The 11,344-nt window shown below is 61.9% G+C and carries 10 protein-coding genes and 2 pseudogenes; 5 read left to right on the top strand and 7 right to left on the bottom strand.

The genetic code is table 11. From position 1 onward, the window contains the following. Positions 1–126 precede the first annotated feature (126 nt). Positions 127–702, bottom strand: a pseudogene (locus tag BC363_RS16925) (NUDIX domain-containing protein); the annotation flags it as partial. A 113-nt stretch (positions 703–815) separates the two neighbouring features. Here BC363_RS16925 and BC363_RS16920 point away from each other — a divergent pair. Beyond that, on the top strand, positions 816–1,508 hold the full coding sequence (locus BC363_RS16920; RefSeq protein ID WP_083222791.1) for a DeoR/GlpR family DNA-binding transcription regulator: 693 nt from the start codon (positions 816–818) through the stop codon (positions 1,506–1,508). Between the two features lie 150 nt (positions 1,509–1,658). On the opposite strand, the gene BC363_RS16915 is transcribed toward BC363_RS16920, so the two are convergent. Further along, positions 1,659–2,045 (bottom strand): type II toxin-antitoxin system VapC family toxin, encoded by a 387-nt coding sequence (locus BC363_RS16915; protein ID WP_065784736.1) that lies wholly within the window; start codon positions 2,043–2,045, stop codon positions 1,659–1,661. Then, a complete protein-coding gene (locus BC363_RS16910; RefSeq protein WP_065784735.1) occupies positions 2,042–2,287 on the bottom strand; it encodes a type II toxin-antitoxin system prevent-host-death family antitoxin in 246 nt (81 codons plus the stop codon). Before BC363_RS16910 ends, BC363_RS16915 begins: the two co-directional genes overlap by 4 nt. A gap of 44 nt (positions 2,288–2,331) precedes the next feature. Here BC363_RS16910 and BC363_RS16905 point away from each other — a divergent pair, with 44 nt between their 5' ends. After that, complete coding sequence (locus BC363_RS16905) at positions 2,332–2,619, top strand: hypothetical protein (RefSeq protein WP_065784734.1); 288 nt, start codon at positions 2,332–2,334, stop codon at positions 2,617–2,619. A 12-nt stretch (positions 2,620–2,631) separates the two neighbouring features. Here the strand turns inward: BC363_RS16905 and BC363_RS16900 are convergent, their stop codons facing one another. Further along, positions 2,632–3,234, bottom strand: coding sequence for a TetR/AcrR family transcriptional regulator (locus BC363_RS16900; RefSeq protein ID WP_065784741.1), 603 nt, complete (start codon positions 3,232–3,234; stop codon positions 2,632–2,634). A 523-nt stretch (positions 3,235–3,757) separates the two neighbouring features. On the opposite strand from BC363_RS16900, the gene BC363_RS16890 reads away from it, so the two are divergent. After that, positions 3,758–6,901, top strand: a complete 3,144-nt coding sequence (locus BC363_RS16890) for a multidrug efflux RND transporter permease subunit (RefSeq protein ID WP_065784732.1) — start codon at positions 3,758–3,760, stop codon at positions 6,899–6,901. A 14-nt stretch (positions 6,902–6,915) separates the two neighbouring features. Then, a complete protein-coding gene (locus BC363_RS16885) occupies positions 6,916–8,067 on the top strand; it encodes an efflux RND transporter periplasmic adaptor subunit (protein ID WP_065793313.1) in 1,152 nt (383 codons plus the stop codon). Between the two features lie 259 nt (positions 8,068–8,326). Here the strand turns inward: BC363_RS16885 and BC363_RS16880 are convergent, their stop codons facing one another. The 3 genes from BC363_RS16880 to BC363_RS16870 all read right to left on the bottom strand — a co-directional run bounded on the left by BC363_RS16880 (position 8,327) and on the right by BC363_RS16870 (position 10,850). After that, positions 8,327–9,721 (bottom strand): sulfite oxidase, encoded by a 1,395-nt coding sequence (locus BC363_RS16880; RefSeq protein WP_065784730.1) that lies wholly within the window; start codon positions 9,719–9,721, stop codon positions 8,327–8,329. A gap of 467 nt (positions 9,722–10,188) precedes the next feature. Then, complete coding sequence (locus BC363_RS16875; RefSeq protein WP_065784729.1) at positions 10,189–10,596, bottom strand: type II toxin-antitoxin system VapC family toxin; 408 nt, start codon at positions 10,594–10,596, stop codon at positions 10,189–10,191. After that, positions 10,596–10,850 carry a type II toxin-antitoxin system Phd/YefM family antitoxin gene (locus BC363_RS16870; RefSeq protein ID WP_065784728.1) on the bottom strand — a complete coding sequence of 85 codons (255 nt, stop codon included), beginning with the start codon at positions 10,848–10,850 and terminating at the stop codon, positions 10,596–10,598. The genes BC363_RS16875 and BC363_RS16870 overlap by 1 nt, the downstream gene beginning before the upstream one ends. A 138-nt stretch (positions 10,851–10,988) precedes the next feature. On the opposite strand from BC363_RS16870, the pseudogene BC363_RS16865 reads away from it, so the two are divergent. Then, positions 10,989–11,321 (top strand): annotated as a pseudogene (locus BC363_RS16865) (IS30 family transposase); the annotation flags it as partial. Positions 11,322–11,344: the final 23 nt, after the last annotated feature.

The following is an 11,344-nucleotide window of genomic DNA, read 5'->3' as shown; positions in this document are numbered from 1 at the left end:
GGTGCTGCGCAGCCGAAATGGCTTCGCACCGCAACCCGCCGCTACCGCCGCAAATACCGCAACCAAAAACCGCTGGAGCGAACTCAAAACCGGATAAAACTTGGGGGCAAGGTCACCAGTGCTGGAGAAGATGTTCAAGGCAGCGTACTGCAACAGCATGATCGTCTTGCCATCCCGGATTGCACCTGAGCCGATCATCGCAAGCGCCTCGTCAATGCCAACTTCCAATACGGCAATGTCCTCGCCCTCGGCCTCGTTGCCACCACCCGCCGAAGTCTGGTCGCCCGGCTGGTACTCGCCAACGAAGAAGTGCAGCCGCTCCGTTACAGAGCCGGGGCTCATGAACGCGTCGAATACCTGACGTACATCGCGCACGCGGAAGCCCGTCTCCTCTTCCGTTTCTGCGCGGATGCGGGCTTCGGGTTCGGCATTGTCGAGGAGTCCGGCCGGTGCTTCGACAAGGAGGTCGTCATGACCGTTGACGAAGGCGGGATAGCGGAACTGGCGGGTGAGAATCACGGTGCGGCGCCTTGGATCGTAAAGAAGGATCGTCGCACCGTTGCCCCGGTCGTAGGTCTCGCGCGACTGCCGCTGCCAGTTTCCATCGCCACGCTGGAAAGCGAAGTTCGTTTTCTTCAGGACATACCAATCGTCCGAGAGGACGGTGACATCCTCCACACGAACGCGGTGTGCAATGCTCATGATAGCCTCCTTCATATCTGCAAGGTCGATAGTGGTCATTGCGCCTCTACAGCGGGTCACGATTCGTGCATAATCATGCAACTTCGAATGATTTCGTGCAACAGGTTTGTAACATGCTCACATCAGAGCGCAAGGCGCTGATCCTGAAGGTGTTACGCCAGGACAGCCGCTTGGTGGCGAAGAGTTTCAGTCAGGAGCTTGGGGTGTCCGAAGACACGATCCGACGCGACCTGCGGGAGCTTGCCGGTGAAGGGTTGCTTCAAAGAGTGCATGGTGGAGCTTTACCTGTCTCGCCTGCGGCTGCGGACTTTGATCAACGAGAGAAGCTGGCACCCTCAGCCAAGATCAGGCTTGGGCGCGCGGGCGCGCAGATGGTCCGACCGGGCCAGATCGTATTTCTCGATGGCGGCACGACCAACGTACAGCTGGCACGCCATCTCCCTCTCGATCTCAAGGCAACAATCATCACCCACAGCCCGAACATTGCGGTCGAGCTTGCGCGCCATCCGTCAGTGGAGGTCGAACTCGTCGGGGGACGGCTTTTCAAGCATTCCATCGTGACGGTCGGAGCGGCAAGCGCCGAGGCGATTTCTCGCATTCGCGCCGACACCTATTTCATGGGTGCGACCGGCCTGCATCTGGATGCGTCAGCTCAGATCGATCGGCATCAGCCTTGTGGAAGCTTGAGACGATCTCCCAGCAGACACCCGGACTGGCAGCTTTCAGGGCCAGCTCAACACGCTGGCGCAGACGTCGACCTCGTGACCACATGCGTCGCATGGAAATTCCCCTTGCCCCGTCTGTGAGAGTGGTCGGCTGGCGGCATCCGTTAAGTAAGATCGTTGGGCGGAGAACCCCAAAAGCAGCGTAGTCTTCAGAGAGTGACCTTTTGTTCCCGGTCAGACAACCCCAAGGGCGCGCTGAGTATTTGAGCGAGCAAGGATCGAGAGCTACTGCTAAATGCGGCGAATGGGGGCTGGATACTGCCCGACCAGATCGTCGACCGTTAGCAACGTGATTCCTTCCACGATCGATTGAGCGACCAAGATCCGGTCGAAGGGATCCTTGTGGATGGGTGGCAGCCCATCCACCGCTACTGCGTGTTCGCTGGTAATGGGAAGCTCGTGGTAGCCGTTATCGATCAGGCCTCGGCGCAACAGGCGAGGATCGACGGTAAAGTCCGCGCGGCCAAGCCCGCGCTTGATGGCCACTTCCCAAAGGCTCGCCGCGCTAAACAGCAAATCATTGTCGGCATTCTCGATTTCAGCCAGAGCGGCGGTCGGCAGTTTTTCAGGCTCCCCGGCAGCCCAAAGCAGGAGATGTGTATCCAGCAGGAGTTTCATGCTTCGCCGCCAAACAGTTTCTCGATATCATCGCCAGCCATCCGATCGAAGTCTTCCGGTACGGAAAACTGCCCCGCCATGAATCCGACACGACGGGTTTCGTCGGCTGCGGGAGCCTCGACCGCGACGACCTTCACCATGGGCTTGCCCGATTTGGCGATGATAAAGGACTCGCCTTTGGCTGCTTTTTCGATGAGGCGCGACAAATGCGTCTTAGCCTCGTGAATATTGAAAGTGCGCAAGACCGACCTCAGACTTAGTCTCTTGAACTTAGTTCATTTGCTGTTTGATATCAAGCCTGGCCGTCGCCCTGCCGCATGTCTGCTGGCTGATCGCCTATCCGCTTGCAGGCTGGGCCGGAGCGACCGCCGGATTTCCCATTGCTGCAGCCGCCATGCTCGCGGCGACACGGCCTTGGCCCGCTCATGATCCGGAAGAGATTGAACACATCTATGATGACCTCGCGGAGGACCACCCTCACATCGCCGGAGCCGCGCGCATCGACAACGGGCACAAACACGCCCACGTCTTCGTGATCGACAGCCACCATCCCGAATGGCCGGCGGAGCGGTAGGCAAACGCGCTGCTATCTGGGGACGGCATCGCTCCCGGAAAGGGACAGGATCGCCGCGTCGGCGATTTCCGCAAAGCGGGCACTCGGCCCCTGCACCCCGCTGCTTTGCTGGGCGACACGCGCGCCCTCGATCAACAGCAGCAACGTGTCGCAGAGCAGTTCTGCATTGGCGACACCAGCCTTGCGGCAAACCTCCACGACGCGATCGCGTTGCGCATCCTTGAACTTCCGGATCACCGACCTGCCGGGATGGTCCTCGTCCGTCAGCTGGACGGCGGCGCTCATCATTTCGCAGTGGCAATCGTCGTCGCCGAGGTGTTCGGCGATCAGCCGGACCCAGGCCCTGAGCTGCGCCAGCCCGTCGCCGGGGTGGGCGTCCTCGAGCGCCCGCCAGAAGCCGTCCATCTCCATTCCCGCGCGCTGAAGACATTCGACGATGAGTTCGTCCTTCGAATTGAAGTGACGATAGAGCGTCATCTTGTTGCTGCTGGCGGCATCGGCGATGGCGTCGACACCGATCCCGCGAATGCCGTGCCTGCGGAACAACTCGCGCGCCGCCTCGACGATGCGATCGCGCGGCGAAAGACGTGGTTGCTTGCAGGAATCCGTGGTCATCGCATTCGGCCCGACGTCGTCGGCATGGAAAAACTGGCCCCTTGACGACCCGCTGGCGACCGATAACATGCGCAGATGTTACCGACCAGTAACATTTTCGCCAGCGGCGCATCGAGGAGTGCCGTTTGTCGCGAGGGCTTCCGGGACACGGCGGTAACTGCAGAAAAATTTCTAGCGTAATGTCGGTGGGCGCGGTCGTCGGGCGTCTTTTAGCCAGAGTGCACACCGCACAGACTTATAAGTTTCGATCACGTTCAGGATTTGGGTCGCTCCGGCCCATCGTGATCTCGTGCTGGAGCCTTACAATGCGCATGCTGGATGGGCCGAAGGCGACGAACCGCGCCGCTGACCGAATGGTCGGCGTGGCAGACATCTGCCTACCCGCTTTCGGGATCTCCCGACATGCCGCCAGCATCCCTGCCGCAAACATTCTGCCCTTCGAACGCTCCAGTCGCGGGGCACCTTACCAAAACGACGCACCGTGGACCCTTCCCGGCGGCGCCTTGCAAGGATCGATCCCGCCATGATCGACTTCTTCATTCACCGGCCGATCTTCGCGTCGGCAATCGCGATCATCATGACCCTCGCCGGCGGCATCTGCTATTTCCTGCTGCCTATCTCGCAGTTTCCCGATGTGACGCCGCCACAGATCGTCGTCGCCGCCAACTATCCGGGTGCCAGCGCCCAGGTCGTCGCCGATACGGTGACGACGCCGCTCGAACAGCAGATCAACGGCGTGCCGGGCATGCTCTATATGACCTCGACGAGTTCGAATGACGGCTCTTCGCGCATCATCATTTCCTTCGAAGTGGGCTATCCGATCGACGCCGCCGCACTCGACGTCCAGAACCGCGTTTCGCAGGCAGCATCCTCGCTTCCCGCGCTCGTCAACCAGACCGGTGTGACCATTGCCAAGCAGATCCCGAATTTCACCGTGCTGGTGAGCCTGGATTCGCCCGACAACTCGGTCGATTTCGCCTCCGTCAGCAACTACGCCTACCTGCAGATCCTCGATCCATTGAAGCGCCTGCCTGGGGTCGGCGACGTCCAGCTCTTCGGCGAGCGTCGCTATTCGATGCGCGTCTGGCTCGATCCCGACCGTATGGCCAATCTCGGCATCACCGCCGTCGACGTGCAGAACGTTATTGCCGAGCAGAACATCCAGGTCGCAGGCGGCAAGATCGGGCAATCGCCGGCACCCGCCGGGACACCCTTCGAGATGCAGATCAACGCGCTCGGCCGGTTGAGCGATCCGGCGCAGTTCGGCGATATCGTGCTTCGGGCCGACCAGACGACCGGGGCGACGACGCGGCTGCGCGATGTGGCGCGCATCGAACTCGGGGCACTGCTCTATTCGTCGTCGGTCACCTTCAACGGCAAGGAAAGTGTCGTACTCGCCGTATTCCAGGCGCCCGGTTCCAATGCGCTCGACCTGCAAAGCCGCGTCCAGGCAAAAATGGATGAACTGTCGCAGCGCTTCCCCGCAGGCATCGCCTATCACATGTTCTACGACACCACGCGTTTCGTCTCGGCGGCGATGACGGATGTCGTGTTCACGCTGCTCGAGGCGCTCGTTCTCGTCGTTGCCGTCGTCTTCATCTTCCTCCAGAGCCTGCGCACCACGATCATCCCGACGATCGCCATCCCGGTGTCGCTGATCGCGACGCTGGTCGTCATGTATCTGTTCGGCTTTTCGCTGAACATGCTGAGCCTGCTCGGCATGGTGCTCGCCATCGGCCTCGTGGTCGACGACGCGATCGTCGTCGTCGAGAACGTCGAACGTCAGCTTGAGGCCGGCCTGCCGCCACTTGCCGCCACGCGCAAGGCCATGCAGGAGGTGACGGGGCCGATCATCGCGACGACGGCGGTGCTCCTCGCGGTCTTCGTGCCGGTCGCCTTCATTCCGGGCGTCGCCGGCAGCCTCTACAACCAGTTCGCCCTGACGGTCGCGATCTCGGTCGCCTTTTCCGCCTTCAATTCGCTGACCCTCAGCCCGGCGCTGAGCGCCGCTTTCCTGCGTTATCGCGGCGAATCGCGCTTTGCGCTCTTCCGCTGGTTCAACACCGGCTTTCATGCGCTGTCGCACGGCTATGCGCGCAGCATAGCAAGGCTCGTGCGCTGGCGCTGGGGGCTGTTTGCCCTCTTCCTCCTCGCCATCGGTTCCACTTACGCGCTGTGGCAGCGTACGCCGTCGACCTTCCTGCCGGTCGAAGACCAGGGCTATTTCTTCGTCGTCATCCAGCTTCCGGACGGCGCCTCGCTCGAACGGACCGAGACCGTCGCGCGCCGATCCGAGGAGATCCTTCGCGGCACCGCCGGCGTCGATTTCGTCGGCTCCGTCGTCGGCTTCAATTTCCTGTCCTTTGCCGCCCAGTCGAACTCCGCCGTGCAATTCGCCGTCTTGAAGCCATGGGACGAGCGGCCGCCGGAACAGGGCGCCTCGGCGCTGCGCGAAGCCGTGCAGCCGCAGCTCCTGCAAATCCCGGACGCGCTTGTGCTCGCCTTCGATCCCCCGTCGATCCAGGGGCTCGGCGCGACGGGTGGTTTCGAGTTCCAGGTCGAGGACCTGGCCGGGCGAAGCGCTGAGGCGCTGAACGATGCGACCCAGGCGCTGATTGCCGAGGCGCGCAAGCAGCCGGAAATCAATCCCTACCAACTCTTCTCCACCTTCAGCACGTCGAGCCCGCAATTCGACTATGACCTCGACCGCGACAAGGCGAAACTCCTCGGACTCAGCCTGCCGGATATCTTCAACACGCTGCAGATCTATTTCGGCTCGCTCTACGTCAACGACTTCAACCTGTTCGGCCGCACCTTCCGCGTGACGCTGCAGGCCGACCAGGGCGCACGCGCTTCCGCCACGGATCTTTCACGCCTCTATGTGCGCAACACCCGGGGCGAAATGGTGCCGCTCAACACGCTTGGTTCGTTCAGGCCGACGGTCGGTCCCGAGACCATCACCCACTACAACAACTACCCATCAGCGCTGATCAACGGCGCGGCAGCGCCCGGATTCAGTTCGAGCCAGGCGGTGGCGGCGATGGAGCGGGTGGCCCGCACGACGCTGCCGCGGGACTACACATTCGAATGGACCGGCATTACCTATCAGGAGATCCGCGCAGGTTCGATCGCCGCGCTCGTCTTCGCGCTCGCGCTCGTTTTCTGCTTCCTGATCCTGGCCGCCCAGTACGAAAGCTGGTCGATGCCGTTCATGGTGCTGCTCTCGGTGCCGCTGGCGCTCCTGGGCGCGCTGTCGGCGCTATGGCTCCGTGGAATGCAGATCGACGTCTATTCGCAGATCGGTTTCGTAATGTTGGTAGGACTTGCCGCCAAAAACGCCATCCTGATCGTCGAGTTCGCCCGCCGCCGGCGCGAGGAAGGGCTGGATGTGGTGGCAGCAGCAGCGGAAGCGGCGCGCCTGCGCCTGCGCCCGATCCTGATGACAGCCTTCGCCTTCATCCTCGGCGTGCTGCCATTGATGTACGCCAGAGGCGCAGGTGCCGCCAGCCGCCAGTCGATCGGCACCACCGTGTTCGGCGGCATGCTCGTGGCGACCGTTCTCACACTCATTTTCGTCCCGGTGTTCTACGCGGTTATCGAACAATGGCGGGAGGGACTTTCCTCGAAGCCCGTCGGCCAGCGGCGAGAGCCGGAGGCGGCGGAATAAGGATGGAGCCTAACATGCGTGGTTCGAGACTGGTCCTTGCCGCAGTGGTCATAATCGCCGCCCTTGCTGCGGCCTACCACTACAGGAATGGCGGGTTTGAGATCGAAGGCGGCGATGCCGGGGCCGCCCCGGCTCCGGCGCAACAGGCCATGCCCGTTCCCGTCGCGGCGGTCGTCAAGAAAACGATCCCCATCTATCTCGACTATTCGGCACGGACCGAGGCGATCCGCAACGTGACGCTTCGCGCCAAGGTCTCCGGCTATATCGAGTCACAGGCGGTTCCGGACGGTTCGGATGTTCACGGCGGCGACCTCCTCTACCGGATCGACGCACGCGACTATCGGGCGGAACTGGATCAGGCAAAGGCCCAGGTCGAAAGGGACGAAGCGTCGCTCGCCTATCTCCGATCCAATCTCACGCGCGGCAACGAGCTTGCCACGACAGGCTATCTGGACAAGGACAGTTTCGACCAGCGTCACAGCGCAGTGCGTCAGGCGGAGGCTGCACTTGCCATGTCGCAGGCGGCGGTGCGCACCGCTGAGATCAACCTCGACTACACCGAAATCCGCGCCCCCTTTGCCGGGCGGCTCGGGCGCAACCTGGCGCCGGAGGGAACACTGGTCAGCAACACGACCGGAACCCCGCTCAACAACCTTGTGCAGCTTTCGCCGATCTATGTCTCGTTCAACCCGAGCGAAACCGAACTCGCCGACATCCGGAAGGCCCTGACGAAGGGCAAAGTGGAGGCAGAGGTGCTTCTGCCCGGCGACAAGGAACCGCGTTACCGCGGCGACCTCGGTTTCATAAACAACACGGTCGAGGGCAATACCGGAACGGTGGTAGCGCGCGCCACGATCGACAATGCCGATCTGACCCTGCTTCCCGGCCAGTATGTCCGCGTGCGCCTGAAGATCAGGGATGAACCGAACGTGATGATGGTGCCGGAGACAGCGCTCGGATCGAGCCAGCTCGGCAAATATGTCTACGTCGTCGGCAAGGACGATACGGTCGAGCAGCGGCTCGTCACCCTCGGCCCGACCAGCGGCGATCTCATTGGGTTGGCCTCGGGTGTTTCGGAAGGCGACCAGGTGATCGCCGGAAATCTGCAGAAGATCTTCCCCGGCGCGCCAGTCAAGCCGATGCCGGCGGGGCAGGCGCAGAAGTAGCGGCAACGACGATCGCTTTAATAACTGAGGCTAGGATCGCTGCATCACGCATCGCATACCTTACAGCGCCGCGCGTCAAATATGACGCGCAAAGGACGCTGTAACGCTTTAAACTTGCTGCATAATTTTGTCCTTAAATCGATTCCGATTTAAGGAATTATGCAGTAGGCTCCGATCGACTGCTTGTTTTGCACTTGGCCTTCCGACCGCATCCGCCGCGGCGACGTTTTGCTGACGAGACGTCTCGTCGCTCACGGCTTCAGATCACCTGTGCGGTCACACAGTGGATCGAGTTGTTACCGTAGCCCAGACGGTTCCACTCGGCGCGCTCAGGCTGGGTTCGGCCCGCCATGTCGGTGGCGCGCGCCCGCACGGCGAGCGGCCCCGTCTGCTCAAGTCGCGTCATCAGCTCCCACCATTGCCAGGCAGAGCGCCGCCGTTCGCCGACGAGCCGCGCCTCGCGCCACGGCCCGTCGTTTAGGCTTACATCGACCCTGGATATGCTCCCGGCGCCAGACCACGCGACGCCGCGGATCGCGGTCTCGCCGCGCGGCAGGCTCTCGCCCTGATCGGGTGAAGAGATCAGCGCCCGCACACTTATGAGCGTCACCGGCGCGCGCTCGTCGCCCCCGTTCCGCACCCACTGGTACCAGTACTTCTCCGTTTGATAGTGGGCCTCGCAGGGCTTGTCGGTGACGACGATCTCGGTCAGCCACTTGACGGACGCCACCGCATACCAGCCCGGCACGATCAGCCGCAACGGATAGCCATGAGGTGACGACAGCGGCTCGCCGTTCATCTCGTAGGCGAGAAGCGCGCCCGCTTCGCGAATCTGGTCAAAGCTGAGGCCACGCTCGAAACGAATCGGCGCATCGTGACCCTCGACGAGCCCGCCGTCCGCACCGCGGAACGTAAGTTCCGTCGCGCCGGGTCGCAGGCCTGCCCGTTCGATCACCTCGATCAAGGGAACGCCGGTCCATTCGGCGGTGCTGACGGCGCCCAGGCCCCAGGCCTCACCGGGCACGGCCGGATCGAACAGGCTGCGGCCGTTGCCAGCGCATTCGAGGGTCACCACGAGGCTCTCAGCATGAAGATTGTGAAGGTCCCTCATGCTCAGACTCAGAGACCTTTCGACCAGTCCGCCGACCGAGAGCCGATAGCTCTCGCCATCGAGGTTCGGAATATCGAAGTGATTACGCAAATAGAACCGACCATTGGGCACCACTGCCCCGCCCGCTAGGTCCTGCACCGACGTCTCGCCGTTCAGCGGATAGACGCGATGAACCAGGAGCCCCGCCTCAACGGCGTCCTGGCAAGCGTCCGCGGGGTCGAGAAACGCGGCAGAAACCTCCGCCGGGCGTGCATCGCAGCCGCCGCTCGCCACCACCCCGGCGCAGGTCGACGCAGCCATCACTTCGACCTCGCCGGCTTGACGGAACGGCGTCAAGAACGCTTGGAGGACGGTCTCATCCGCCGCTTCAGCGATGAAGAACAGTGAATGGGAGCCGCGAACGACGGCCTCGCCCTTGATGACCACGCCATGGCGAGCGGCGCTAGGCCGGCTCAAATGATTCAGCAGCATCGCGCCCTTGGCCGGATCGCGTGCGGGGCAGGTTTCGGGCGAATGCTGATGGTGCACAATGAACAGAGGCACTGGGAACCTCCATGCTAGGGCGGGGTTGCCCTGCGCCAAACTGCACGTTGCGGCCTGCAAGGCGATCGGTCCCGATCCTGAGGACACATTGCTCCGCTCGCACTGCTCACGATCATTTCGGCACCTGCACGATGCGGAGATGGACCGCGCCTTCCTTCCGGCGAGACCAGACAAGCAATGGCGCAATATATCACGCCCCGCCTTCGCTTTCGCCGGATATCGTTGTGAAGAAGTCTCGCTACAGCGCCGCGCGTCAAACATGACGCGCTAAGGACGCTGTAACGCTTTAAACTTGCTGCATAATTCATCCTTAAATCGATTCCGATTTAAGGAATTATGCAGTAGAGGTCGACGCAATTCCCGACGATACATTATGCAACTTCAGGGGTCTAAAACAGGAACCCGGTACTTCCGTCGAATGGACACAGTGAATGCCGGTATACAGCGGGTGTTCGACGCCGAGCGGCTCACGCCGACGTCTCCCAAGGGTTGATTACGGAGGCGTCTGTGTCTTCGAAATCCTTGACGTTGCGTGTGACAAGGATGAGATCGTGGACGATCGCGGTCGCGGCGATCAACCCGTCGATATCGCCGCGGGGGCGGATTGCCGAGATGCGGCCCCATTCGACCGCGATTTGGTCGGTTATCGGCAAAATGCGGTCGCCATGGTCGTGGCGCAGCTTGCGCAGCCATTCGGTGAGGTGCGCGGCAGTCTTCGGATCCGACCTCTGTTTCAGGGCAATCCCGCGCATGATTTCGCCGAGGGTGAGAGCACTCAGGTGTATGCTGAGCGGATCGACAGAGCGCAGCCAGGACACCGCCTGCGGCGTGCCGCGTCGCGCCTCTGAGACGATGTTGGTGTCAACCAGATACATTAGAAGGCCACATCGCGGCTTGGCGTCTTGGCGCGTACATTCACCGCATCAGCGAGCTGATCGTCCCAAGCGGGACCGCCAAGCAGATCGTCGACCAGCGTTGGCCGACCGGCGCGCAGAGCATCGTAGTCATGAGCGGACAGCACGACGGCTGTGCGCTCACCGCGCAGCGTGACAATCTGCGGCCCTTCATGGCGCGCCTTCTGCACCACCTTCGAGAATTGGTTCTTGGCGTCCTGCAGTTGCCATTCCATAGCTTCGCTCCAAATTAGCTAGACTGTCTAGCTATATAGTCCTATTTGTCTGCCATTGAAAGTGCCAATGTACCACGCGGCCGATCGACGGCCCGCACGCGACGCCGCACGATCGGCGATCTCGATAACCGAGCTGCGCAGCAGATCGCCGGCCGCATGCGGCTGGAGCGTCATCCGATTTCCGTCAGCTACGTGACGATCTACAAATTTGCCTATTCTGCAGACGGTCAGGCCATCAAGCTATGGCGGCATCTGCCGGAACGGCGTGCGAGACGTCGCCCGCGCCATGCCAGGCGGCGCTACCGCCGCCGTTTCAGCCCGGAACTCAACATTCTCCACCGTCCCGACACCGTCGCCGAGCGCAAGCAGTTCGGTCATTGGGAGTGCGATCTCATTCAGTTTCGCAAGAAGTTCGGGAATAGACGCGTCGTTATCCTCGTTGTTAGCAACGTGGCGATAGCGCTCACCTCAGCAAAACAACGGCACTACCGTGG

It is taken from the genome of Ensifer sp. LC384 (genome assembly GCF_001695865.1).
GTDB lineage: Bacteria > Pseudomonadota > Alphaproteobacteria > Rhizobiales > Rhizobiaceae > Ensifer.
Note: the sequence above shows the minus strand (reverse complement) of the source record. Positions and strands in the feature narration are given on the sequence as shown.

What these genes read in the sequence shown, in the direction of transcription:
- BC363_RS16920 (WP_083222791.1), top strand. Translation starts at nt 816, where the DNA reads ATGCTCACATCAGAGCGCAAGGCGCTGATCCTGAAGGTGTTACGCCAG.
- BC363_RS16915 (WP_065784736.1), bottom strand. Translation starts at nt 2,045, where the DNA reads ATGAAACTCCTGCTGGATACACATCTCCTGCTTTGGGCTGCCGGGGAG.
- BC363_RS16900 (WP_065784741.1), bottom strand. Translation starts at nt 3,234, where the DNA reads ATGACCACGGATTCCTGCAAGCAACCACGTCTTTCGCCGCGCGATCGC.
- BC363_RS16890 (WP_065784732.1), top strand. Translation starts at nt 3,758, where the DNA reads ATGATCGACTTCTTCATTCACCGGCCGATCTTCGCGTCGGCAATCGCG.
- BC363_RS16885 (WP_065793313.1), top strand. Translation starts at nt 6,916, where the DNA reads ATGCGTGGTTCGAGACTGGTCCTTGCCGCAGTGGTCATAATCGCCGCC.
- BC363_RS16875 (WP_065784729.1), bottom strand. Translation starts at nt 10,596, where the DNA reads ATGTATCTGGTTGACACCAACATCGTCTCAGAGGCGCGACGCGGCACG.
- BC363_RS16870 (WP_065784728.1), bottom strand. Translation starts at nt 10,850, where the DNA reads ATGGAATGGCAACTGCAGGACGCCAAGAACCAATTCTCGAAGGTGGTG.